This is a genomic window from Dyadobacter luticola (genome assembly GCF_005860805.1).
GTDB lineage: Bacteria > Bacteroidota > Bacteroidia > Cytophagales > Spirosomataceae > Dyadobacter > Dyadobacter luticola.
In genome coordinates this window covers 1,601,460-1,625,459 of record NZ_VCEJ01000004.1, presented here as the reverse complement: position 1 = coordinate 1,625,459, position 24,000 = coordinate 1,601,460, and the positions used below count along the sequence as shown (strand labels likewise).

The window sequence follows — 24,000 nt, the reverse complement described above, 5'->3', positions numbered from 1 at the left end:
ATGAAGTTTTTAAAATACGCATTTCTGGTTTTAGGCTGCATTGTCTGGGCAGTCGGGCTCTCGCCTGCGTTATTTTCAAAAACGATCGGCTGGGGTATTTCCAGCGACGGTTACGAGTACGGCGATTTGTACCGGCTATCCAATCTTTCCAAATTCAAGGACCCAAGAAAATTTTGCACCGGCTACACGCCCCCGGCGAAAGCTGCACATTCAAAAAAAGTACACCTTTTTATCATCGGCGACAGCTTCACCGAGGAGCAACGTGTTGACAAAAAGGATTTTGCGGTGGATAGCTACACGCACATTAAATGGAATAACATTCTACATGTAAAGCTGGATACGACCGAAACCAACATTCTGCTCGTAGAATCCGTGGAGCGACATTTCCGAGAAAAAATGGTCGGCCCGATCACAAATTTTGTCGCAGACACCGCCACTTTTGTACAAACTTATGGCCAGGATAGATTCGTGACCAAGCTGGACGATGCATTCCGGACCACGTCTGTGAATGATCGCCTGGACGGTCTATTGTTTCAAAATGCTTTTTTCCTGGGTTTGAAACAGCGGAAGGCAGATTTTACCAGCAATCTTTTCAATCGCGTCAATACTTCGACAACAATGGTAAACGATGGTCGCGATCTGGTCTATTTTATGGACACGGATACCAGCATCACTTCCTCGTTTCATGAACTAGCTGATACCGAGGTAGATTCGATCGTCAAGAACATCAATAAAAGCCGTGATCTCGCCATGTCAATCGGCTTTGATCAGGTGATTCTTTCGGTCATTCCCAACAAAGTTTCGGTCGTGGATCCCGGTTATGATACCTATAACCATCTGATCGAGCGGGTCTACAGACATCCCGGATTGCATGTACCGGTAATCGACGTATTGCCGGAATACCAGAAAATGGGCAGCAGCGCCTATCTGAAAGGCGACTCGCACTGGACTTGCGAGGGACAATCGATCTGGCTCGACAAGGTCAATAGGCTCATCAATGTGCTGGTCGGCCAGCCACGATTGTAAACATTCCTGTCCGCGCATGGATAGATTTCCTATTTTTAGGGTAAGGTACCTCTTAGTGATCTCGTTTCATGCAGAAAATAGCTACATGCCTGCGCTTTTTGTTCCTCGCGAACATACTTTACCCGCAAACATTATTAGCCCAAAATCACAAACTAAAACCTGGTTTTGATAAGGCCGAATACATTGAATTGATGCAGATGCATGTTTTGCTGTACGATTCAACAATGACCGGTGCGAGTATCCCGAAATTTGAAATTCCAAAACCAGCACATTACAAATCCCTGTACGCTTCCCCAGTTATGGGGCTGGACAACCGCTGGGAATTATGGAAAAATGACCAATCGGTGGCAGTGATTAATGTGCGGGGAACTACGAAAAACCCGGTCGGCTGGCTGGAAAATTTTTACACAGCGATGGTGCCCGCCCGCGGCGAATTGAAGTTGAGTAACACATTTACATTTAAATACGATCTAGCGAGCCACCCGAAAGCCGGCGTGCATCTGGGCTGGCTGATCGGCACGGCTTACCTGGCTACTGACATTGTCCCGCGCATTGATTCACTTTATAAAACAGGTATCAAAGATTTTCTAATTATGGGGCATAGCCAGGGCGGCGGGATTGGCTTTTTGCTTACTGCCCACCTTTATTCGCTTCAAAAACAGGGTTTGCTGCCCAAAGACATTCGTTTCAAAACGTATTGCAGCGCGGGCCCGAAAGTGGGCAATACTTATTTTGCCTACGAATACGAACACATTGTCGACGGCGGGTGGGCTTATAATGTGGTAAATTCAGCGGACTGGGTGCCTGAGGTACCCTTTACGGTGCAAACTTTGGATGATTTTAATGAAACCAATCCTTTTAAAAACATGGACAAAGTGATTGGCAAACAAAAACTTCTGACCCGGATTGCGCTAAAACATGCTTACAAAAAAATGAAAAATCCGAGCATGAAGGCCCAGCGGAATTACGAAAAGTACCTCGGCGATTTTGCCTATAAAATCGTAAAGAAATCGCTGCCGGAATATGTAAAACCAGCTTACCTGAAAAGCTCCAACTACATGCGCACCGGCCCGTCGGTAATGCTTTGGGCTGATTCAGAGTACTATAAGAAATTTCCTGATTCTGACGTCAATCCTTTCGCACACCACGCGCCCCAGCAGTACCTCTACCTGATGGAAAAATACCAGCCTTCGTTTTAATTTAAAAATATGAGATTTTCACTACTCCTGCTCCTATGTATTTTCACATTCCAGGCACATGCTCAATATAAAACCCGCTTTGAGCTCAGTGACGGTAAACAAACACCCACTTACGAGGAGGGCATTGCTTTCTACAAGCTGCTAGCGAAGAATTTTCCGCAAATCCAAATGACCGAAAAAGGGCTGACAGACAGTGGAAAGCCGCTGCATCTGGTTTTGTTTTCCAAGAATAAACAGTTTGATATCAAGAAGTTAAAGGCACAGGGCAAGGCTATACTCCTGATCAACAATGCAATTCATCCCGGCGAATCGGATGGTGTTGATGCCTCAATGATGCTGCTCAGGGATATCGTAACCAATCCAGCCAAATTTCCTGAACTCGATAGCGTCGTCGTGGCGATTATTCCTTTTTACAACATTGGCGGTGCCTTGAACCGCAACAGTACGACACGCACCAATCAGGAAGGTCCGGAGGAATACGGTTTTCGGGGAAATGCCAGGAATTATGATTTAAACCGCGATTTTATCAAAAATGACACCCGCAATGCCAGAAGTTTCGCTGCAATTTTCCATGAGTTGGATCCTGATCTTTTTGCAGATACCCACGTAAGTAACGGTTCAGATTACCAATATGTGATGACGCTTGATTATGCTCAAAAAGACAAGCTGGGCGGAAAATTGGGCGACTATAACAATGAAGTTTTCCTACCTTTTATGTACAAACATTTGAAGGAAGCGGGTTACGAGGCCACACCTTATGTGAATGCCTGGGGCCAGACGCCGGACAAAGGTTTTGTGCAGTTCCCCGATTGGCCGCGCTACTCGACAGGTTATGCTGCATTATTTCATACCATCGGCGTGATGACCGAGACGCACATGCTCAAATCTTACGATAAGCGCGTAAAATCGACTTATGCTTATCTGCATGGCAACATGAAGTTTTTGGCGGCGCAGCGGAATGCTTTGTTAAAACTCAGAAAAGAGACGAAAGAAGCGGTCAAATCGCAGGAGAAATTTGCGGTGAGCTGGCAGGTGAATAAAGAAAAAAATACGCAGATCGATTTCAAAGGGTATGAGCCGGAGTACATTCCCAGCGAAGTAAGTGGCTTAAACAGATTGCATTACGATCGCTCGAAGCCTTTTACCAAAACAATCCCTTTCTACGATACGTATGTTCCCCTCGACGAAGTGACCAAGCCGGTTGCTTACGTCATTCCGCAAGGGTGGCATAACATTATCGACCTGATGAAACTGAACCAGGTGGAAGTGAAGCAACTGGAAAAGGATACCGAAATGGAAGTGGAGACATATTATATCGACCATGTTGAAACGCCCATACAACCTTTTGAGGGACATTACTGGCATACTTCTGTAACATTGAAGACAGAAAAGCAGAAAATTATTTTCAAGAAGGGTGATTGGTATATTCCTGTAAATCAGTGGACAAACCGATACATTGTCGAAACCCTCGAACCAAGAGGCGTCGATTCTTTTTTCAAATGGAATTTCTTCGATACCATTTTACAAGCTAAGGAACATTACTCCGGCTATGTTTTTGAAGATCTCGCCAAAAAATTGCTGGACCAATTCTCCGAGCTAAAAACTCAGCTGGAAGAAAAAAGAAAGTCGGACCCCGAATTTGCAAAAAACGCAAATGCGCAGCTCGACTTTATCTACGAACATTCACCCTACCGCGAGAAGGAATATCTGCGGTATCCAGTTTTTAGATTAATGAAATAAAAGATCAGAATCGGAACCCAAGGCTGAAATTGAACTCCCCGGTAATGTTAATGCCACCCCGGTTTGTGATGGAGTCAAACTCATTTTTTTCGCGATCTACATAGCGCGAGCCGAGGCCGCCATTTAAACCAAGTTGAAATTTCGGAGTGATCTGGAAATTGACATAATTGTTAACCAGAATACCCAGTCTGAAATTCTTTGTCGTGCCGGTCCTGGGAATGTAACCCCCGGTTGTGGGATCATAAATGGAGTTATTGGAATAACCTTTACCATAACCCAGGAAAAGCTGAGGCCCGACCGCGTAGGTTACCCGGTGTTGGGAAAAAGGATAAATCTTCAAGCCCGGCGACACATAATACATTTCTGAACGGTTCCCATTTGAATCAAAAAGATAATTGTACCGATCGGGAAAAGTCATCGTAAGTGGCAAAATGATGCCGATATACTGGTTTTTGTCCACCTGGATCTCATAGCTAATACCAAAACCAGGTCCACTGTCGAGCGCTTTGAACGGTGAAAAATTGAGCTGGCTCCTGCCATAAACTTCGTTATTCGATGGCTTGCTGATCTGTTTTCTCCCGAGATTTAAACGGTCATTTAAAAGAACTGTCTGGCCATTTTCAAATTCGATCCGGCTCAATTCGTTTTTACGGATAACAAAAACGGCCGCATTAGGCTCCTTACTGATCTTATAGGAAACACGGTCAATGCCCACCTCGATTACTTTGCCTTCGATGGTATCGCCATTCCTTTTGACAAGGACATCCTGCGCGTGGGCAGAAATAAAAATGAATAAAAAGAGCGTAGCAAGAGTAATTGTTTTCATAAGTGAGATATAGGTTGATGAGTAGAAGAACCAAAATTAAGCAATGGGTTGTAACCGCTGGAACGATATTCACTGAACGTTTAAAATAGGTGTGCTGTTATCTTTGCGGTCATAAGACCATTTTATTTATCAGACTGTTTGGATTCGATCTTGAACAGTCATCAAAAACAAATGATATTTCAAGATTTAAAACTCATTGAGCCTATTACAAAGGCTCTGAAAGAAGAAGGTTACACCACTCCCACTCCGATCCAGGCCAAGGCAATCCCCATTATTTTAGAGAAAAGAGATTTGCTGGGATGCGCCCAGACGGGTACCGGCAAGACGGCGGCTTTCGCAATTCCAATGTTGCAGCTGCTGCAGGAATTTAAGGATGGCAGGCAGGAAAGAAGACATATCCGCGCACTTATTTTGACGCCGACCCGCGAGCTGGCGATCCAGATCGGGGAAAGTTTTGCGGCTTACGGTCGCCATATGCAGGTGAAACACACGGTTATTTTTGGTGGAGTAGGTCAAAAGCCGCAAACCGACGCTTTGCAAAAAGGGATCGATGTACTGATTGCGACGCCAGGCCGGTTGCTCGATTTGATCAACCAGGGCTTTGTGAAACTAAACCAGCTAGAATTTTTTGTTCTCGACGAGGCGGACAGAATGCTGGACATGGGTTTTGTGCACGATGTAAAAAAGGTGATCAAGCTTTTGCCAGCCAAAAGACAATCGCTTTTCTTCTCGGCTACCATGCCTCCCGCGATTGTCTCATTAGCTAACACTATTCTGACAAACCCTGCAAAAGTGGAAGTTACCCCGGTTTCTTCTACGGCGGATACGATTCGTCAGTCTTTGTATTATGTGGATAAATCGGATAAAAACTCGCTTTTACTGCATATTCTGGAAGACCAGACTATCGCTACTGCGCTGGTTTTTACAAGAACAAAACATGGCGCGGATAAAGTGGTGAAAGTACTCAGAAAAGCGGGCGTAAGCTCGGAGGCGATCCACGGAAATAAATCGCAAACTGCGCGGCAAAATGCTTTGAAAAATTTTAAAAGCCAGACTACCAGGGTTTTGGTAGCGACGGACATTGCGGCGAGGGGTATTGATGTGGACGATCTGACACATGTGATCAACTACGAAATCCCGAACATTCCGGAAACTTACGTGCACCGTATCGGCCGGACAGGTCGTGCCGGGGCGAAAGGTATTGCGTTTTCATTTTGTGATCGAGATGAAAGGGTTTTTCTGAAAGATATCCACAAGCTGATTGCCAAGAATATCCCGGTCGTGAATGATCATCCGTATTCTCTGCGCTAGTACATTTAGCTTTTTACATTACCGGTTATTTGAAAAAATATCCGGTAATTTTTTATCCAAAATGAAAAATACCTACGCAGATATCGACCTGAAAACCGCCGTAACATTTGCTGCGGAGCCAGATGCAGTATTGGTAGATGTACGGGAAGTCTGGGAATTTGAAGAATTTAATGAAGGCGGGATCAACATTCCTTTGGCAGAAATCCGCGAAAAAAGAGGCTTACTAGATTCTTATAACACCATCATTGTGATTTGTACCAATGGTGTAAGAAGTAAGGTAGCGGCGATGGATTATTGCCGCATACCGGAGTGGATTGACAAAAAGATCTTCCACGTAAAAGGCGGAATTATCGAGTCGGAGTAGTATCGAGCACACCTTCAAAAACCCGGACCGCAGGGCCAATCAACGTAATGTCGTCAAATTCACCGTTTGCATTTTGTTGAAAAGCTACTTCCAATGTTCCCCCAATCGTTTCAACCGTGATCGGGCTTTGCCAGTCATTCCGCAAACTGGCTGACAGTGCGCAAGCAGTAACGCCGGTACCGCAGCTGAATGTTTCATCTTCCACGCCGCGCTCGTAGGTCCGCACGCTCAGGTGATTTTCTTCGATGATCTCCGCAAAATTAACATTGGTACCGCCCTGAGGCCCGTAAATCGAACCGTAGCGGATTTCGCTGCCAATGTTGACCACATCCACCTCGTCCACCTGGTCAACGAAAGTAACATAATGCGGCGAGCCGGTATTGAGGAAATCATAATCTTCGTAGCGCTGCACATCTTTTACACCCGACATTTTCAACCGGATCACGTCCCCGGAAACCGTTCCTTCGTGTTCTCCGTCCACCGCGATGAACTTGGTATGATCAGAAAACAGGCCCAGATCATTCGCAAAACGAACAACACAGCGGCCACCATTCCCGCACATACTTCCTTCTCCGCCGTCCGCATTGAAATACACCATCCTGAAATCATAACCTTCCGCATTTTGCAAAAGGATCAATCCGTCGGAGCCAACGCCAAACCTGCGGTGACAGATCGATGCGATGAGTTCTTTCGAAACCGGAAAGCTTTGGTCGCGGTCGTCTATCATGACAAAATCATTGCCGGTGCCCTGGTATTTAAAGAATGTGATTTTCATAAAATGAAGTCAATGCTACGAGTTGAAAAAGCTGAGCACTAAAAGCCAATTGTAACAACAAAAAAAGCGAATACCCAGAAACAACAAAACCCTGCCAGAAATAATCACTTGCAGGGTTTTAAATTTTTGTCCGAAATGGAATTTCCGAAAAAGAAATTTCTTATTTCGAAACTTTAAGCTCTTTAATACGAGCGGCTTTGCCTTGACGGCCACGTAAGAAGAACAAACGTGAGCGACGCACTTTACCGCGACGAATCAATTCGATTTTTGCGATACTTGGCGAAAGGATCGGGAAAACACGTTCCACACCGATACCGTTCGAAATTTTACGCACTGTGAAAGTCTCTCCGCTTCCGCTAAGATTGCGACGTTGCATAACAGTACCCTGAAATTGCTGGATACGCTCTTTGTTACCTTCACGGATCTTAACGTGTACATTGATCGTGTCGCCTGACCCAAAGTCAGGATACTCGGATTTACGATTTTCAATCGTAGCTTCAACGAGTTTAATAAGTTCGCTCATGACGAGTGCTTTTTATGGATTAAAATGATAGCTTGCTTCCAGCGGATGGGGTGACGCCCCTTCATTCAAAACAGCCTTTGCGAAAACGAGTGCAAAGCTAAGATTTTTTCCCTTTAAGTAAAAGCAGAAGCGTAATGAAAATATTGAATGTCACACAGATCCGTGAACTCGACGCCTACACGATCCAAAACGAGCCAATATCTTCGCTCGATTTGATGGAACGCGCCTCGAATGCATTTGTGGGATGGTTTACCAATCATTTTGTCAACACCAGACCGGTACATATCTTTTGCGGAAAAGGAAATAATGGCGGCGATGGACTGGCCGTGGCTCGGATCCTCAGCATTCAGGGCTACGATGTTTCGGTTTCTATTATCAATTACACAGATCACGCTTCGGAAGATTTTAAAAGTAACCTCGACAGGCTGGATGCACATTTAAAAGCGCAAACATTATCGTCGGTCGATGACTTCCCAGAGGTCACGCCTAATGTCGTTTGCATTGACACGCTGCTCGGTTCAGGTTTGTCAAGGCCAGTTGAAGGTTTTCTAGCAGAAATAATAAAAAAGTTAAATGCGCTGCCCAATAAGCTGATTTCCATTGACATTGCGAGCGGCTTGTATGCCGATCAGCCTAATCAAAAGGAAGATATCATCATTGAACCGCATTGTACGGTCACATTTCAGCTTCCCAAATTGGCCTTCATGCTGCCACAGAATGCCAAGTTTACGGGAGAGTGGTTTGTGGTGGATATCGGTTTGAATGGAGATTTCATCCAAAATGCGGAGACACCTTTTTATTATACGGATAAAAAAGCTGCGGAGGCGATCATTAAACCCAGGGAAAAATTCTCGCACAAAGGCACATTCGGCCACGCGCTGCTGATTGCGGGGAGTTATGGTAAAATGGGCGCGGCGGTTTTGTCCGGAAAAGCTTGTTTACGCTCTGGCGTCGGTCTACTGACCATGCATTTGCCGGAATGTGGCTATGAGATCATTCAAATTTCCATCCCGGAGGCGATGGCGATTACAGATAGCGATCCAAAACATAATACAGCATTGCCCGAGCTCGACAGCTATTCTGCGATCGGTATCGGGCCCGGAATCGGGCAGGACTCCAAAACGGCGGCAATGTTGAAAAGCCTGCTCGAAATCGTAAAAGCGCCGCTGGCGATCGATGCGGATGCATTGAATCTGTTATCTCAGGATCAAACATTATATGAGAAGCTCCCTGAAAATACCGTTTTAACCCCGCACCCAAAGGAATTTCAGCGACTGGCGGGCGACAGCGAAAATGAATACAAAAGACTGGAAATAGCCCGGGATTTCGCTAAAAAACACAAAGTTATCATTTGCCTGAAAGGTGCAAATACTGCTGTAATCCTGCCCTCCGGCGAAGTACATTTCAACTCCACCGGAAATCCAGGCATGGCTACCGGCGGCACAGGCGATGTTTTGACGGGGATAGTAACAGCACTTTTAGCCCAAAAATATGAACCTGCTGATGCGGCAGTTTTGGCAGTTTATCAGCATGGATTGGCCGGGGATAGGGCAGCGGAAAGGAAGGGTCAGAGTGCGTTGATTGCCTCGGACGTTGTTGATTGTTTGGGCTGGTAAATTTTAATGTTACTTTTTGCTATGGCATTTAAAGACAAAAAAAGAAAGAGCTTGGTCAACAAGCGAGATGAGGTTTTCTATGTAAAAGATATGCCTAAGAATGTTAGTCTAAGTCACTTCAACTTGGATATACAAGTTGATCTTGATGCTGCTATCCAGCTATCGGAAAGTAAGGGCAAACTAACATCTGCCGACATACCTCTGTTTCAACTAAACAATTGATAAGCCACAAAAGCCGCCCCATATGCCAGTACCATGAGGTAGGCCAGCTGTATCAAAGGCCATTTCCAGCCGTGGGTTTCGCGGTAGACTACGGCGATGGTGCTCATGCACATCATGGCGAAGACGTAGAACATTAAGAGTGACGCGCATACGGCTGCGGAGAACATCGGGGCGCCGGTTTCGGGATCTTTCTCTTGCAAAAGTCGCTGCTTCACAGTCGGGACGTCTTCCGAATCTCCGCTGATGCTGTAAATCGTCGCCATGGTACCTACGAAAACTTCCCGGGCGGCAAAAGATGCCAGTAAAGCGATGCCGATTTTCCAGTCATAGCCCAGCGGTCGGATCACCGGCTCGATGAAATGTCCGAATTGTCCGGCGTAAGAATTTTCCAGTCTGGCGGAAGCTACCGCTGCATCCACTTCTTCCTGCGGTGCATTTGACATTTTTGTCAAAGTAGTTTGCTCAGCCTTTTTCATCCGATCGCCAGGGCCATAAGATGACAGCACCCAGAGCACGATCGATATCGCCATAATTACTTTTCCGGCTTCCAGGACAAAAGATTTCACACTTTCATACATCATAAAACCGACATGTCCCCAGCGCGGCAGCTTGTAGGAAGGCATTTCGAGCATAAAATAACTCGGCTCGTTTCTTGGAATAAAAAGAGAAAGCAGCCACGCCGATGCCAGCGCGCCAAAAAGTCCGAGGAAGTATAATCCGAACAAAACCAGCCCCTGCAAGCTGAAAAAACCCAGAACCTGGGTAGAGGGTACCACCAGCGCGATCAGGATCGTATATATCGGGAGGCGCGCGGAGCAGCTCATTAATGGTGTGACCAATATCGTCAGCAACCTTTCGTACCGGCTGCTGATGCTGCGGGTGGTCATAATCGCTGGAACTGCGCAGGCTACGCCGGAAATTAACGGCACCACGCTGCGGCCATTTAGCCCGAACCGACGCATTAATTTATCCATAATCACCATCACCCGCGCCATATAACCCGATTCCTCCAAAATGGAAACCAATGCAAAAAGGATCGCGATCTGCGGTATGAATACAATGATACCTGCTACGCCGGCCAGGATTCCGTCGGTAATAAGATCATTTAAAACACCTTCCGGCAAAACAGATTTGACCCACTCGATACCCTGCGCCGCGCCGCCATCGACAATATCGCTCAGGAATGTAGCCCAGCTGAAAATAGCCTGAAAAACAAGCAGTAAAACCAGCGCAAAAATCACATATCCCCAAACCCGGTGAAGCAAAATACTATCCAGCTTGCGCGTCCAGTAAGGCTGCTCGGTAGCGCCGGAAGATTTTACGGCTTTGGAAACAATCGGCTTGATTTTCTCATACCGCGCAACGGTTTCGGTGGCGAGAAAATGATTTTCATCGAAACCGTACTTTTCAATCAACTTATCCAGCCTTGTCCGTGCGGGTTGTTCCAGAAAGGAAAAATTATCGTGCTGACAGACATATTGCAGCGCTACGTAGTCATTTTGAAGATTATAGATTTGCTTCACCTCCCCTATCAGGGCAATTTCCTCTTTTTTGGGCTCATAAAAATACCGCAGCTCCGGCTTTTTCTGCACCTCTAAAAGTTGTTTCACCGCCTCTTTGAGCTTGTCGATTCCCACACCCGTCCGGGCATTGATGCTGGCTACCGGCACATTCAGCTGCATGGCAAGCTGCACCGCACTCACCGTTAAATTCATGCTCTGCGCCACATCGAGCATATTCAATGCCATCACGCAGGGAAGCCCCAGGTCGCTAACTTCGGTGAAAAGCAGGAGATTTCTTTGCAGGTTCGAGGCATCGACAACAACGATCACCACGTCCGGAAAATCGGGATGTTTGGGGTTGGCCAGGATATCCATGACCACCGCCTCGTCTTTTGATTTGGGATAAATACTGTAAGTTCCCGGCAAGTCGACCAATGTAACGGGAGCATCGATGCCTGCGATCCGGAATGTTCCTGATTTTTTCTCTACGGTGACACCCGGAAAATTTCCGGTTTTCTGACGTAAACCGGTGAGGGAATTGAATAATGTGGATTTGCCGGCATTCGGGTTACCTACCAGCGCAACTTTTATATTTCCTTGTTTCAATGGAAAAGCTTGTAAACGGAACGTACCCTACTCTAACTCGATAACCGACGCCTCATTGAGCCGCAACGACAAACTATAACATCCACCTACATTGATACATATCGGATCGCCGAAAGGCGCGATGGCATCCAGCCGCACCTCACAGCCCGGCAGACATCCCATTTCCAGCAATTTGAGCGACATAGCCTGATCTGAAAACGATTTGATGACCCCTTTCTCGCCTTTTCGAAGTTTGGAAACTGTATGGGCTGACATACGCTCTTATTTAGACTCAGTTTATTTAAGCTACAAATAAAGCATTCTCTTGCCGGAAATCAAACATTCGCTTTTCGAATTCTTCAAATGGTGACGCCGGTCAGTTAAAAACCTTTCCGTTTTATTATTTTCCTGAGGCTTTCCATCGTATTTTTGCAGCTTTGAAGGTCTCTGGTAAACGCCTGGATCTTCCTTCCTCAACCGAAGCCGACTGCCGATAGGCGATCCAGTATTTTGAACGAGATCAAGACCCTTATCTGGAAAGAAGTAACATTGGAATGGCGTCAGAAATATGCGCTGAGCGGAATGTTACTATATGTTGTCAGCACCGTTTTTGTCTGCTATCTCAGCTTCAACCTACGCAGAAACCAGCTTACCCCGATCGTCTGGAACACCTTATTCTGGATCATTTTGCTTTTCACAGCGGTCAATGCCATCGCTAAAAGTTTTTCTCAGGAACGCTACGGCCGGCTTTTATACTACTACAATCTTTGCAGCCCGCAGGCCATTATTATCTCCAAAATCGTTTACAACTCGTTCATTATGATCATGTTGTCGACGATGGGATTTATTTTCTATGCATTTGTGATGGGCAATCCGGTGGGTGATATGACGTTATTTGCGATCTGCATTTTACTCGCCTCCCTGGGTTTTGCCTCGGTGTTAACATTGGTAGCCGGCATTGCTTCCAAGGCCGATAACAGCGCCACCTTGATGGCGGTACTCAGTTTTCCAATCATTTTGCCCATGCTTTTAATGACGATCAAATTGTCGAAAAATGCATTGGACGGGCTCGACTGGTCGGTCAGCTCGGACGAAATCAGCACACTATTATCCATTGATCTCATAGTAATAACCCTGAGCTTTTTGCTTTTTCCTTATTTGTGGAGAAGCTGAAAGGCCGATTTGTTTTTTAAAGTAAAAGATTAAAAATGAGAAAGATCTGGTGGAAAATCCTGTGCATTGTGATCATTTTTTACGTGATCGTGATGGGATTTATGGGGCCTGTACCCCACCTTGCTATCATCAATGAAAGTATCCGCAATACTTACTACCACGTAGCGCTCTGGCTGGCGATGACATTCCTGCTGTTTGTCTCGATGATATTTTCGGTAAAATATTTGAATAAAGGAAAAATCGGCGACGACGACATTGCGAGTGAGCTGGCGAAATCTGCTATCTTTTTCGGGATCCTGGGCTGCCTAACCGGCTCTATCTGGGCCAATTATACCTGGGGCGATCCCTGGCCGAATGATCCAAAACTCAATGGTGCAGCCGTCGGTATCCTGATTTACCTGGCCTACCTGCTACTGCGGACTTCTTTTGAAGATGAGCAGCGCCGCGCGCGGATTTCTTCGGTTTACAACATTTTTGCATTTGCCGTTTTTATCCCGATCATTTACATTCTCCCAAGACTGACGGATTCACTTCACCCGGGTAGCGGCGGTAACAGCACATTCGGCTCTTACGATTTCGATAACAATATTCGGAAAGTATTCTATCCGGCGGTGATCGGTTACATTTTGCTTGGACTCTGGCTGGCCGAATTAAGGATCAGAATGAAGCGGATTAACCGTGTGAGAGAAGAAACCCAAACATTTTAAGTTAAAATTTCGTTACGAATTAGTTGGTTCAAAATACAATGAAAAGAATATATCCCCTTTTGCTCATCCTTCTTTTGTTAAGTGAAAACCTGTTTGCGCAGGCAGCGGGAGATTCCGTTGAAATGGCCGACAAGCTGCGTGCAGATGGCAAAATCTGGGTGGTTGTCGCAGTGGTAGCCGTCATTTTTGCAGGGATTGCAGTGAATATGCTGCGGATTGATTCGAAGCTGAAAAAGATTGAAAAAGATTTAAATATCAAGTAATCCACCATGAAGAAGATACAAATTTTCGGGTTAGTGATCATCGCCGTGGCGATTGGTATCATTGTTTCTACCGCCGGCGATGCCAGTACTTATGTTGATTTTACCAAAGCCAAAGAAATGGCGCAGGATGGCGACAATGAGAGCATTCACGTGGTAGGGAAACTCAAAAAAGACGGTATGGGGCAGATCGTGGATATGAAATACCAGCCCGAGATCGACCCCAACTATTTCGTTTTCACATTGGTAGACAATAATAATGTGGAGCAGCAAGTCATTTACAGGAACTCCAAACCACAGGATTTTGACAAATCCGAGCAGGTAGTGGTGGTGGGAAAAATCAAGGACGGGACTTTTTCCGCTGAGAAAATATTGATGAAATGCCCTTCCAAATATGAGAACGGCAAAATGGAAACCACTGAACATACTGCTGCAAAATCATGATCCACAGTACGATAGGAAGTGCAGGACACCTGCTGATCATCATTGCATTTGTTACAGCCCTCGTAGCAACATTTGCTTATTTCAAATCCGGCATTGCCCGGGGCGCGCTCGCAGGTGGGACTGTTGAAGAAACATTGACCTGGAAGAAATTCGCGCGGATCGTATTTTACATTCACGTAGCGGCGGTGATCGGGATTGTTTTCTCGCTGTACTGGATCATTGGAAACCATTATTTTGAATATCATTACGCCTGGAAAAACTCCTCACTTTCTCTGCCGACGGGTTATACCATTTCCAGTTTCTGGCAGGATCAGGAAGGTAGCTTTTTGCTCTGGATCTTCTGGAATACCATTTTAGGTTGTGTTTTAATCTTCACAAACCGCTCCTGGGAAGCGCCGGTGATGACGGTTTTTGCTTTGGTGCAGGCTTTTCTGACTTCCATGATTCTGGGCGTTGTTATCCCCGGACTTGACCTGAAAATCGGCTCGACGCCATTTTTGCTTTTAAAAGAAGTAATGCCCGACCTGCCGGTTTATAAAATGGACCCGAATTTTATTCCAAAAGACGGGAACGGTTTGAACCCCCTTTTGCAGAACTACTGGATGGTGATCCACCCGCCTACCCTTTTCCTCGGGTTCGCTACAACATTGATTCCTTTTTCCTTCGCGATCGCCGGTTTGTGGACTAAAAGAATTCAGGAGTGGATTCGTCCTGCTTTGCCCTGGGCTTTGTTTTCTTCCATGGTCTTGGGTGTGGGTATTTTAATGGGCGCCTACTGGGCTTATGAAACATTGAACTTCGGCAGCTACTGGAACTGGGATCCCGTGGAAAATTCTTCTATCGTACCCTGGCTGGTTTTGGTAGCGGCGGTGCATACGATGATCATCGGTCGGAGAAATGCGACGGCATTAAAAACGGCCTTTATTCTCACGATCGCCACATTTATCCTCATCCTCTACTCCACATTCATGACCCGGAGCGGGGTTTTGGGAAATGCTTCGGTACACTCATTTACAGATTTAGGACTTTCGGGTCAGCTTTTGATTTACCTGGGAACATTTACTGTCGTGGCGATCGGCTTGCTGGTTTACCGCTGGAAAATGTTGCCGACCGACGAAGAAGAAGTTTCGACATACTCCCAGGAATTCTGGATTTTCATCGGTGCCACCGTACTTTGTCTTTCCGGATTCCAGATTTTGGCCACCACTTCGATCCCGGTTTACAATAAAATCGCGGAAGCATTTGGTACTGTTTTGAACATGGCATTGCCAGCCGATCAGGTTGGGCATTATAATAAATTCCAGCTATGGTTTTTCTCCCTGATCATTGTCCTGACTGGTATCGGGCAGTTTTTCTGGTGGAAAAGAGTGGGTAAAGGCAACTTGCAGGCTTTATACAATCCGCTTTTAATCACTTTATTGATCAGCGCGGCGGTGATCACTTTCAAAGGCGTGAAGGACATTCAATACATTGTCTTGCTCACTACCTCGATTTTTGCGATTGTCGCCAACGGTACCATTTTACTGAACATTATCCGTGGTAACTATAACCTCTCCGGTGGCGCGATTACGCACATTGGCGTGGCGCTGATGCTGGTTGGGATCCTGTTTTCTTCGGCTTATACCAAAGTCGTTTCGATCAATAATTCGGGCTTGATGATTTCCCGGAGCGAGGAATTTACCAACAACGACAATAAGGAAAACAAGGAAAACATCACCCTCTGGCTCAATAAGCCCGAAAAAATGGGCGACTACATGCTTACCTGGCGCGATGTACGGGTGGAGCCGCGCCACATTCCGGGCTACATTCCGAAAAGCTGGGTAGACATTGTGGAAGGTGATTTCCACGCGGTAGCCTTGCGCGACATTGTGGTGAACAACCAGAAATACAATTCAAAGGGAGATACCATTGAGATTTTCCCTGAAAACTTCTACTACGAAATCGATTACCGCGAGCCTTCTGGCAAGATATTTACCTTATTCCCGCGTGTTCAGCTGAATCCGAGAATGGGCGGGATCGTTTCGTCGCCGGACATTCAGCGGAAAGTGGATAAGGACTTGTACACCTACGTTTCCATGGTAACCAACCCGAATGCGGAGCCGGTTTGGAGCCAGACCGAAAATTTCACGGTCAACCTGCGGGATACCTTTTTCGTGAATGACTACGTAGCGATTCTTGATAATGTTGTCAGGACAGACGATGTGGAAGGTGTAAAACTGAATGAAGGCGATGCGGCCGTGAAAGCGATTATCCGCATTCTTGATAATGATAAAGAATTTGTCATCACCCCATCTTTTGTGATCCGCGACCGGATGGTGGCGCGCAAACCGGAAGTCAGCAACGAATTGGGCATGCGCATCCAGTTTCAGGAAATCAACCCGCAGACCGGCAAATTCACATTTGGCGTCAATACCACCCAGCGCGATTTCATTGTCATGAAAGCCACTGAAAAGCCACTGATCAACATTCTCTGGCTAGGCACATTCGTGCTCGTAATCGGTTTCATCCTGGCGACGGTGCGGCGCTTCAAGGAATTTATCAAAATGCGAAACAAGGAAAATCAACCTACCGGCCAGGCGAAAGTAAAGCCGAAGGTTCAGACGGTCTAAAACAAAGGGTTCAGTTTTCAACTGGACCTTTTTTAATATGTATCTTTACAATCAATCACTTTCATTTCTTAGTACTCTCCAATGATTTCCGAACTGATCAAATCCAGCCTCGGCCGTTTCCGTATCGTGGCTTTTATGGAAGGTGTTTCATTCCTGGTTCTGTTAGGCATTGCAATGCCGCTCAAATATCTCGCCGGACTTCCGCAGGCGGTTCGCGTGGTGGGTATGGCGCATGGCGTACTGTTTGTTTTATTTGTGATTCTCCTGGTGCAGGTTGCAATCGAAAAAAGCTGGCCTTTTAAAAAATCAATACTCTCCTTCTTTGCCTCGCTGGTTCCTTTCGGCACATTTTACGCCGACGCCCGCTGGTTCAAGCGCGAGCAAGCGTAACATTACATTCCCTGACACCCCTATACCCGATCCAAGTGCGCCGAATTTTTACCCTGACCCCACTCTTTTTTTGCCTCATTATTTTAAAAGGTTTTGCACAAAAACCCAACGAAAGCTACCAATACCACATCCACGAGGCGGTTTCTCCGCTGACCGTCGACGGTATCGGTGACGATCCGGCCTGGAATGCTGCCGAAACCGCCAAGGATTTTTTCATGATCACGCCGATGGACACCAGCTTTTCCAGGTCGCTCACGGATGTGAAACTTTGCTACGATAAAAACAACCTTTACATTCTGGTTATCAACCACAAAGTCATCAAAGGTTCGCTGGTAGTCGAGTCACTGAAAAGGGATTTTTCATTTGGAAAAAATGACAACTTCCTGCTTTTCATGGACACATTTGACGACAAAACGAACGGTTTTTCATTCGGTGCCAATGCAGCCGGCGCTCCCTGGGACGGGCAGCAGGGCGATGGCGGTACGGTGGATCTGAGCTGGGATAATAAGTGGGTGAGTTCTGTTAAAAACGATGATGATAAATGGGTTTGGGAAGCTGCGATTCCCTTTAAAAGTATCCGCTACAAACCGGGGATTACGCGCTGGGGGATCAATTTCAGTCGCCAGGATCTGACCATTTCTGAGAAATCATCCTGGGCGCCGGTGCCGCGGCAATTTCCGTCGGCTTCGCTGGCTTATACCGGCGTGCTGGTTTGGGACGTTCCGCCGCCCAATCCCGGTCCGAACATTTCGGTGATCCCTTATGCCGCGATGAAAATGACGAAAGACCACGTTAACGATACGCCGGCGAAATATAAACCTACTGTGGGTGGCGATGTAAAGATCGGCTTGACGCCTTCGCTGAACCTGGATTTAACAGTAAACCCTGATTTTTCTCAGGTCGATGTTGACGTACAACAAACCAACCTCAACCGTTTCGAGCTCTTCTTTCCGGAGCGGCGACAGTTTTTTCTCGAAAACGCTGACCTTTTCGCCAACTTCGGGTACGCTACCATTCGCCCTTTTTTCTCCCGGCGCATTGGTTTGGGGGTACCGATCCAGTTTGGTGCGAGGATGAGCGGAAAGATCAATAAAAACTGGCGGATCGGGGTTCTCGATGTGCAAACCGGCTCTTCCGATACGTTGACGCCAAGAAATAACTACGCCGTTTTTGCATTACAGCGGCAGCTTCTCGCCCGCTCGAATGTCCGCTTTATTTTTGTCAATAAAGATGCAACCAACTATTCGCTCGACCGCCACGCCGCTACAAACCGCTATAACCGCAACATTGGGGCCGAATTCAACCTCGCGAGCGCGAAAAATTTATGGACGGGAAAAGTGATGGTTTTAAAATCATTTACCCCTGGAAAGTCGGGAGACGATTTCACGCACGCAGCCGATCTGAAATTCAACCGGGCTAATTTCTTCTGGCAGTGGCAGCACGAATATGTTGGAAAAAATTATAACGCAGAAGTCGGATATGTACCAAATGCGGTGCGGATGGGTTACTACAAGATCAGCCCGAATGTGGGTTACCTGTTTTTTATCAAAGATCCGAGGATCATCAGCCACGGCCCGAAGCTAGTCAACAATACGTATTGGGACAAAAAATTCGACCTCAGCGACCGAGAGTTTATCCTTTCCTACAACATTAACTTCATCAACCGCGCGACGATTTCGGTTTACGGGGCCGAAAATTACGTCCGCCTGCTAAGCCCTTTTGACCCGACCAACCTTGGCAAAGACAGATTACCAACCGGCAGCGAACATAAGTGGAAATCAGCAGGTTTTGACATTGTTTCAGGTCCACAAAATAGCCTGACTTTTCTCGCTTCCGGACTTTTTGGAGGTTATTACCAAAACGGTCACCGGAACAACCTGCGGGCTGAGCTCGGCTACCGCGTCCAGCCTTATGTAGCGATCACGATGGCCGCCAACTACAATGATATCCGCCTTCCCGAGCCCTGGAAGCGCACGCAGCTCTGGCTCGTTGGCCCACGGGTGGATGTAACATTCACCAACTCGCTGTTTTTCACGACATTCATGCAGTACAACAACCAGGCCGATAACATTAACCTGAATGCACGTTTGCAGTGGCGCTACAAACCGGCTTCTGATTTGTTTATCGTCTACACCGACAACTATTTGCCTGAAAACATGCGTGTTAAAAACCGCGCGATCGTGTTGAAATTTACTTACTGGCTGAATTTGTAAGTTTTAATAAAACACTTCAATGTTCTTGCTTTTCAGCAAACCCAGCTGCTGGCCGTACTTTTTCTCGGTATTTTCGGTCACAAAAGGATTGCCGCGGAGATACAGTTTTTCCAGCTGATTAATCTTCAAAAGCTGCTCCGGAAATTCAGGGAAGTTATTGGATGAAAGATCCAGCTCCTGCAAGTTGGTAAAAGCCGTCAGCTCAGGCGGGAAATTGGTAAACCAGTTGTAGCCGAGATCCAGGATCCGCAGGTTTTTCATTTGCACAATGTTATCAGGCAAATTGCTCAGATGATTGTGGTGCGCGTACAGGGTATGCACATTTTTCAGCCGGCTGATCTTTTCCGGCAGCGCCGCGATCTGATTATACGACACCGCGAAATGTGTCAGGCGCTTCAACTTTGTGATTGTTTTGGGTAATGTTTCCAGCTTGTTGTAATACAAATCCAGCACTTCCAGCCTCCGCAGTTTCTTGATACCTTTGGGTAAAATAGCAATGTCAGATTTGTAAAAATTCAGGTCGCGGAGTCTTTTAAAACCTTTAAAACTGGCGTTTGAAAGTCCGGTTAGCACATTTCCACCGAGCCAGAGACTTTCCAGCTTCTTACATTTCCGCGCGGCATCGGGGACGTCAGTAAATTTATTCTCCTTCAAATTCAGAAGGCCCAGCGACGAACTTTCGGTTAATTTGAGGCTCTTGTTTGTAAGCTCGTTGTTTTGCAGGTGCAGCTGTTTGAGCCTCGGAAACCTTCTTAGATCGATCGACGCTTCCTTGAATTCATTGCCACCAAGGTGAAGCTCCGTCAGGTTTGGAAAACGGTAAATCACATTCGGCAACGCTGTCAATTCCAGCTGATTGAGATAGAGATACTTGATCTTCAATGTGTCCCGGATCGCGATAGCCGTTTTTACATCGATCACCGCACTATCCGATTTCTTTACTTCCCGCCGGATAATTTGCTTCCCTACCTGTCGCATAGTCGCCAGAAAAAAAGGCTTTTCGGGCGCCTTGGGTAACTTCCACCCTTCCAGATTCTTTCGGAAAGAATCGGTTGCATGGTTTCTCAGCGAATCCATGTTATAGCCCTCCTCAGCTTGCAGGTCCAATATCAGATAATCTATCGTACCCGAGACATTGATATAAAACTGGGCAAAAACCATAATTCCCGCATTAAATTTTGGCGGAAAAGTGGCATCCATGGTTTTTCCAAACTGGTCTAAAACGGGCTGGGTGAATCCGGTATTGGGTCCGTCGAACTGCTGGGTAAGTTTTAGGTGATCGATACCCTCGGTTTTCAGATCTTTTTGCCAGATCACGCGCATCTGGGCGAAGGATACCTGGAAAATCAGCGTGAGTAAGATGGTTGCAGGAAGTCTCATAGCTAGATAACTAAGTTGATAATTATACAACTAAGAGCTTAGTCATATTATTATACTTACTTATATAAAAAAGAATTTGCTATGTGATCTGTAAATGTTACTTGCTACGCTCGATCGTGTACTGAACGAGTTGTTCGAGCGATCTTCTGTGCGGGGAATCGGAAAAATCGGCGAGCAGGCTGCGGGCTTCTTCCACATACCGCTGCATGACCTCCTGCGCGTATTGCAGCCCACCAGATTGTTTCACAAAGTCAATTACTTCCGTCACTTTTTTGGGTTTGTGACTTTCATTGCGGATAATGTTGATGATCCGACGTTTTTCCAGCCAGGGAGCGCGATTTAAGGCATAAATGAGCGGCAATGTCATTTTCTTTTCCTTGATATCAATCCCCAGCGGCTTTCCGATCTCGTCTTCACCATAATCAAAAAGATCATCCTTGATCTGGAATGCCATACCGACTTTCTCTCCAAATGCATGCATTCTTTTGACCATCTCCTCGCCCGCTCCCACCGAGCTTGCACCCACAGCACAGCAGGAGGCGATCAACGACGCGGTTTTTTGGCGGATAATCTGGTAGTATACCTCTTCATTAATGTCCAGTCTCCGCGCTTTTTCAATTTGTAATAACTCACCCTCACTCAATTCCCGTACGGCAGTCGAGACGATTTTAAGAATGTCAAATTCCTGATGATCAACAGATAAAAGCAGGCCGCGGGAAAGCAGGTAATCTCCTACGAGCACAGCGATTTTATTTTTCCATAAAGCATTGACGGAGAAGAAGCCGCGGCGGTAGTTGGAGTCGTCCACCACGTCGTCGTGGACCAATGTGGCAGTATGCAAAAGTTCTATCAAAGCCCCGCCCCGGTGTGTCGACTCGGTAATGTTGCCGCAAACGCCGGCGGATAAAAAGACAAACATGGGACGCAGCTGCTTACCTTTCCGGCGAATGATGTAATTCATAATCTGGTCCAGCAGCATTACATCACTTTTCATAAACTGACGAAATTTGTGCTCGAAGGCCTTCATTTCATCGGAGATCGGCGCCTGAATATCCTTTATTGAAAGGGTCATATGAATGTTAGGGGCAACAAATTTCCCCCTGATATTAAAAGGACTTTTGGTGAGCGCAGGTATACAGTTTGTATTTGGAACACTTCTGAAGTCGGATTCTCAAATTTGGAATAAAATCTTCTGTTTATACCAATTTTAGTCCGAAAATGTTTAAGATTATGGCTAAGAGAAAGGGTGAGAGGAGTCAACATTCAATCATTCAATTATTAACAAATGAAAGCACTCGTCCTCGGGGGAGGATCTATGAAAGGCGCTTTTCAGGTTGGCGTGATCCAGGCAGTGCTGGAAAACGGGTTTGAGCCTGAAATGATTTACGGAATTTCCGTCGGCGCATTGAATACCACTTTTTTGGCCAACGAAGCCGGCAGGCAGATGGAGGAAAATAAAGAGGTAAAATGGTCGCTGGCCAGCCGCCGGCTGCTCGAATTCTGGATCAAGAACATTACCCAGCCCCAGGACATTTCTATGCTCCGCTCGCGCGTCATGCTGGGCATGAACACATTAATGAGCCGGTTCGATGGCATTGTGGACCCGCTCCCACTCCACCAGCTGATCCGCAAACATTTGAGCGATGACCATTTAGCTAATACACCCGTCAAAGTGAAAGTAGGCGCTGTGAACATAGGCAGCGGCGAAATCAAATATGTATCGACCTCGGACAAGCATTACGTGGACTTTATGTATGCCAGCTCATCCATCCCGATGCTGATGCCCGCCATAGAAATCGAAGGCCAGCTTTACCTCGACGGCGGTCTGCGAGAGGTAGCGCCGATCCGCCAGGCAATCGAGGACGGCGCGACGGAAATTGTGCTGATCGCCTGCCACTCACCTTTATTATATCAACCCGAAGAACTGAATACCCGAAACCTGATCACCTTAATCGAGCGCGTGCGGGACATTACGGTGAACCAGATCGTGAACAATAACATTGGCTGGGCCGAGTCGTACGTCGATAGATCAACATTGCGGGGTAAGCCTATGAAACTGATCGTAATCCGGCCGAATGCGCCGCTATTCCTGGATTTGCAGCGTTTCAATTCCGACGACATTTCCAGGCTCATCATTGAGGGTTACCGTGCGGGGATGGAATCGATTTTGAAAAAAGAAAAGGTCTCCGAGTAAAATCAATATTTATGAAGCTAAAAACAGCCTTACTCATCGCATCCGGCGTGATTGCGATGCACATGACATTTGCCCAGAAAAATATCGGTCCCTGTAATTTTACCAAAACCGGAACATTAAAAGCTTATCTGAAACCCGCAAATAGGTCAATGCCGATCATTATGGCGCACCAGGGCGGTACCGAAGATGGTTTTCCGGGAAACAGCATGGCGACATTTGAAAGAACCTACGAGCAAGTCCCCTGCGTCATGCTGGAATTCGATGTAAGAACTACTGCCGACGGCCTGCTGGTCATTTCTCACGACGACGATCTGAGCCTTAAAACAAACGGAAAAGGGCTGCTCAGCAAAATGTATTGGGAAGACGCGAGCCAGTTGAAGCTGAAAGATTCCCAGGGTACGGTGACGGAATATCCAATACCTACATTTCAGGAATTGCTGACTTGGAGCAAAACCAAAAATTTGATTTTAATCGTCGATAAAAAGCCGGAAACCAACATTCGCAAAACCGTGGAAATGCTGAAATCGACAGGTAACATCAGCAAGTCAGTGCTTATATGTTACTCGATCGGTGAGGCCAGGATGGCGCACCAGCTGGCGCCGGACTTAATGCTGGCGGTTGGTTTTAATACCAAAGAATTAATTACGGATGTGGAGAAATCGGGCTTGCCGATGGAAAGTTTGGTAGCATTGACGCCGCGTGAGTTGCAGGACAAATCTTTTTATGATAAAATTCATGCGCTGAATGTCATTTCGTCCCTCGGTACAAATGGGAACATTGATACATTGAGAGCGGATATTTCAAAACCTTTGTACCAAAAAATTGCGGCGAGTGGCCCCGACATTATCTGCACCGATAATCCGGTTTTGGTACAAAGTATTTTCCAAAAAAAGGATTAGTAAAAACCCTAACATAACAATAGAGCCCGGTCAGAAACCGGG

At 46.4% G+C, this 24,000-nt stretch carries 22 protein-coding genes; 15 read left to right on the top strand and 7 right to left on the bottom strand.

Features of this window, described 5'->3' with window-relative positions; all coding sequences use genetic code 11:
* The 3 genes from FEN17_RS17395 (at window position 1) to FEN17_RS17385 (ending at window position 3,965) form a co-directional block, all read left to right on the top strand.
* Window positions 1-1,026: an alginate O-acetyltransferase AlgX-related protein gene (locus FEN17_RS17395; protein ID WP_138366593.1), complete on the top strand. Its 1,026-nt coding sequence runs from the start codon at window positions 1-3 to the stop codon at window positions 1,024-1,026.
* A gap of 68 nt (window positions 1,027-1,094) precedes the next feature.
* Entirely contained in the window at window positions 1,095-2,225 is a 1,131-nt protein-coding gene (locus FEN17_RS17390) for a lipase family protein (protein ID WP_138366592.1), read from the top strand.
* 9 nt (window positions 2,226-2,234) lie between these two features.
* On the top strand, window positions 2,235-3,965 hold the full coding sequence (locus tag FEN17_RS17385; RefSeq protein WP_138366591.1) for a M14 family metallopeptidase: 1,731 nt from the start codon (window positions 2,235-2,237) through the stop codon (window positions 3,963-3,965).
* Window positions 3,966-3,969: 4 nt separating this feature from the next.
* Here the strand turns inward: FEN17_RS17385 and FEN17_RS17380 are convergent, their stop codons facing one another.
* Window positions 3,970-4,791 (bottom strand): porin family protein, encoded by an 822-nt coding sequence (locus FEN17_RS17380; protein WP_138366590.1) that lies wholly within the window; start codon window positions 4,789-4,791, stop codon window positions 3,970-3,972.
* Between the two features lie 171 nt (window positions 4,792-4,962).
* Here FEN17_RS17380 and FEN17_RS17375 point away from each other — a divergent pair, with 171 nt between their 5' ends.
* Together FEN17_RS17375 and FEN17_RS17370 are read left to right on the top strand one after the other, a co-directional pair.
* Window positions 4,963-6,102: a DEAD/DEAH box helicase gene (locus FEN17_RS17375; RefSeq protein WP_138366589.1), complete on the top strand. Its 1,140-nt coding sequence runs from the start codon at window positions 4,963-4,965 to the stop codon at window positions 6,100-6,102.
* A 61-nt stretch (window positions 6,103-6,163) separates the two neighbouring features.
* On the top strand, window positions 6,164-6,466 hold the full coding sequence (locus tag FEN17_RS17370; protein ID WP_138366588.1) for a rhodanese-like domain-containing protein: 303 nt from the start codon (window positions 6,164-6,166) through the stop codon (window positions 6,464-6,466).
* Here FEN17_RS17370 and dapF read toward each other — a convergent pair.
* Complete coding sequence (gene dapF / locus FEN17_RS17365; RefSeq protein WP_138366587.1) at window positions 6,450-7,241, bottom strand: diaminopimelate epimerase; 792 nt, start codon at window positions 7,239-7,241, stop codon at window positions 6,450-6,452. The genes FEN17_RS17370 and dapF overlap by 17 nt on opposite strands.
* Before the next feature lie 160 nt (window positions 7,242-7,401).
* Window positions 7,402-7,764 carry a 50S ribosomal protein L19 gene (gene rplS / locus FEN17_RS17360; protein ID WP_138366586.1) on the bottom strand — a complete coding sequence of 121 codons (363 nt, stop codon included), beginning with the start codon at window positions 7,762-7,764 and terminating at the stop codon, window positions 7,402-7,404.
* Between the two features lie 134 nt (window positions 7,765-7,898).
* Between rplS and FEN17_RS17355 the strand changes: the two genes are divergently transcribed.
* The gene (locus tag FEN17_RS17355) at window positions 7,899-9,380 is read left to right on the top strand and encodes an NAD(P)H-hydrate dehydratase (protein ID WP_138366585.1); all 1,482 of its coding nucleotides are present in this window, start codon (window positions 7,899-7,901) and stop codon (window positions 9,378-9,380) included.
* Between the two features lie 206 nt (window positions 9,381-9,586).
* Here the strand turns inward: FEN17_RS17355 and feoB are convergent, their stop codons facing one another.
* Both feoB and FEN17_RS17345 read right to left on the bottom strand, forming a co-directional pair.
* Complete coding sequence (gene feoB, locus FEN17_RS17350; RefSeq protein ID WP_138366584.1) at window positions 9,587-11,710, bottom strand: ferrous iron transport protein B; 2,124 nt, start codon at window positions 11,708-11,710, stop codon at window positions 9,587-9,589.
* A gap of 27 nt (window positions 11,711-11,737) precedes the next feature.
* On the bottom strand, window positions 11,738-11,965 hold the full coding sequence (locus FEN17_RS17345; protein WP_138366583.1) for a FeoA family protein: 228 nt from the start codon (window positions 11,963-11,965) through the stop codon (window positions 11,738-11,740).
* 231 nt (window positions 11,966-12,196) lie between these two features.
* On the opposite strand from FEN17_RS17345, the gene FEN17_RS17340 reads away from it, so the two are divergent.
* From FEN17_RS17340 to FEN17_RS17310, 7 genes are all read left to right on the top strand, one after another.
* Window positions 12,197-12,862: a heme exporter protein CcmB gene (locus FEN17_RS17340; RefSeq protein ID WP_374756672.1), complete on the top strand. Its 666-nt coding sequence runs from the start codon at window positions 12,197-12,199 to the stop codon at window positions 12,860-12,862.
* A gap of 35 nt (window positions 12,863-12,897) precedes the next feature.
* Window positions 12,898-13,569 (top strand): cytochrome c biogenesis protein CcsA, encoded by a 672-nt coding sequence (gene ccsA, locus FEN17_RS17335; protein ID WP_138366581.1) that lies wholly within the window; start codon window positions 12,898-12,900, stop codon window positions 13,567-13,569.
* A 38-nt stretch (window positions 13,570-13,607) separates the two neighbouring features.
* On the top strand, window positions 13,608-13,832 hold the full coding sequence (locus FEN17_RS17330) for a CcmD family protein (RefSeq protein ID WP_138366580.1): 225 nt from the start codon (window positions 13,608-13,610) through the stop codon (window positions 13,830-13,832).
* Window positions 13,833-13,838: 6 nt separating this feature from the next.
* On the top strand, window positions 13,839-14,273 hold the full coding sequence (locus tag FEN17_RS17325) for a cytochrome c maturation protein CcmE domain-containing protein (RefSeq protein WP_138366579.1): 435 nt from the start codon (window positions 13,839-13,841) through the stop codon (window positions 14,271-14,273).
* Window positions 14,270-16,882 carry a cytochrome c biogenesis protein CcsA gene (gene ccsA / locus FEN17_RS17320; RefSeq protein ID WP_138366578.1) on the top strand — a complete coding sequence of 871 codons (2,613 nt, stop codon included), beginning with the start codon at window positions 14,270-14,272 and terminating at the stop codon, window positions 16,880-16,882. The genes FEN17_RS17325 and ccsA (FEN17_RS17320) overlap by 4 nt, the downstream gene beginning before the upstream one ends.
* Window positions 16,883-16,963: 81 nt before the next feature.
* Window positions 16,964-17,272 (top strand): DUF3817 domain-containing protein, encoded by a 309-nt coding sequence (locus FEN17_RS17315; protein ID WP_138366577.1) that lies wholly within the window; start codon window positions 16,964-16,966, stop codon window positions 17,270-17,272.
* Between the two features lie 35 nt (window positions 17,273-17,307).
* Complete coding sequence (locus FEN17_RS17310) at window positions 17,308-19,485, top strand: DUF5916 domain-containing protein (protein ID WP_138366576.1); 2,178 nt, start codon at window positions 17,308-17,310, stop codon at window positions 19,483-19,485.
* A gap of 3 nt (window positions 19,486-19,488) precedes the next feature.
* On the opposite strand, the gene FEN17_RS17305 is transcribed toward FEN17_RS17310, so the two are convergent.
* A complete protein-coding gene (locus FEN17_RS17305; RefSeq protein WP_138366575.1) occupies window positions 19,489-20,865 on the bottom strand; it encodes a leucine-rich repeat domain-containing protein in 1,377 nt (458 codons plus the stop codon).
* 97 nt (window positions 20,866-20,962) lie between these two features.
* Window positions 20,963-21,937, bottom strand: coding sequence for a polyprenyl synthetase family protein (locus FEN17_RS17300; RefSeq protein ID WP_138366574.1), 975 nt, complete (start codon window positions 21,935-21,937; stop codon window positions 20,963-20,965).
* Window positions 21,938-22,150: 213 nt separating this feature from the next.
* Between FEN17_RS17300 and FEN17_RS17295 the strand changes: the two genes are divergently transcribed.
* Together FEN17_RS17295 and FEN17_RS17290 are read left to right on the top strand one after the other, a co-directional pair.
* Window positions 22,151-23,059, top strand: coding sequence for a patatin-like phospholipase family protein (locus FEN17_RS17295; RefSeq protein WP_138366573.1), 909 nt, complete (start codon window positions 22,151-22,153; stop codon window positions 23,057-23,059).
* Between the two features lie 11 nt (window positions 23,060-23,070).
* On the top strand, window positions 23,071-23,958 hold the full coding sequence (locus FEN17_RS17290; protein WP_138366572.1) for a glycerophosphodiester phosphodiesterase family protein: 888 nt from the start codon (window positions 23,071-23,073) through the stop codon (window positions 23,956-23,958).
* Window positions 23,959-24,000 lie beyond the last annotated feature (42 nt).

Excerpts from the sequence above, each read along its gene's own strand:
- FEN17_RS17380 (WP_138366590.1), bottom strand. The coding sequence starts at position 4,791 with ATGAAAACAATTACTCTTGCTACGCTCTTTTTATTCATTTTTATTTCT.
- FEN17_RS17290 (WP_138366572.1), top strand. The coding sequence starts at position 23,071 with ATGAAGCTAAAAACAGCCTTACTCATCGCATCCGGCGTGATTGCGATG.
- FEN17_RS17315 (WP_138366577.1), top strand. The coding sequence starts at position 16,964 with ATGATTTCCGAACTGATCAAATCCAGCCTCGGCCGTTTCCGTATCGTG.
- FEN17_RS17395 (WP_138366593.1), top strand. The coding sequence starts at position 1 with ATGAAGTTTTTAAAATACGCATTTCTGGTTTTAGGCTGCATTGTCTGG.
- FEN17_RS17295 (WP_138366573.1), top strand. The coding sequence starts at position 22,151 with ATGAAAGCACTCGTCCTCGGGGGAGGATCTATGAAAGGCGCTTTTCAG.
- FEN17_RS17385 (WP_138366591.1), top strand. The coding sequence starts at position 2,235 with ATGAGATTTTCACTACTCCTGCTCCTATGTATTTTCACATTCCAGGCA.
- FEN17_RS17355 (WP_138366585.1), top strand. The coding sequence starts at position 7,899 with ATGAAAATATTGAATGTCACACAGATCCGTGAACTCGACGCCTACACG.
- FEN17_RS17390 (WP_138366592.1), top strand. The coding sequence starts at position 1,095 with ATGCAGAAAATAGCTACATGCCTGCGCTTTTTGTTCCTCGCGAACATA.
- FEN17_RS17325 (WP_138366579.1), top strand. The coding sequence starts at position 13,839 with ATGAAGAAGATACAAATTTTCGGGTTAGTGATCATCGCCGTGGCGATT.
- FEN17_RS17375 (WP_138366589.1), top strand. The coding sequence starts at position 4,963 with ATGATATTTCAAGATTTAAAACTCATTGAGCCTATTACAAAGGCTCTG.
- FEN17_RS17300 (WP_138366574.1), bottom strand. The coding sequence starts at position 21,937 with ATGACCCTTTCAATAAAGGATATTCAGGCGCCGATCTCCGATGAAATG.
- ccsA (WP_138366578.1), top strand. The coding sequence starts at position 14,270 with ATGATCCACAGTACGATAGGAAGTGCAGGACACCTGCTGATCATCATT.
- rplS (WP_138366586.1), bottom strand. The coding sequence starts at position 7,764 with ATGAGCGAACTTATTAAACTCGTTGAAGCTACGATTGAAAATCGTAAA.
- FEN17_RS17305 (WP_138366575.1), bottom strand. The coding sequence starts at position 20,865 with ATGAGACTTCCTGCAACCATCTTACTCACGCTGATTTTCCAGGTATCC.
- dapF (WP_138366587.1), bottom strand. The coding sequence starts at position 7,241 with ATGAAAATCACATTCTTTAAATACCAGGGCACCGGCAATGATTTTGTC.
- ccsA (WP_138366581.1), top strand. The coding sequence starts at position 12,898 with ATGAGAAAGATCTGGTGGAAAATCCTGTGCATTGTGATCATTTTTTAC.
- FEN17_RS17330 (WP_138366580.1), top strand. The coding sequence starts at position 13,608 with ATGAAAAGAATATATCCCCTTTTGCTCATCCTTCTTTTGTTAAGTGAA.
- FEN17_RS17345 (WP_138366583.1), bottom strand. The coding sequence starts at position 11,965 with ATGTCAGCCCATACAGTTTCCAAACTTCGAAAAGGCGAGAAAGGGGTC.
- FEN17_RS17370 (WP_138366588.1), top strand. The coding sequence starts at position 6,164 with ATGAAAAATACCTACGCAGATATCGACCTGAAAACCGCCGTAACATTT.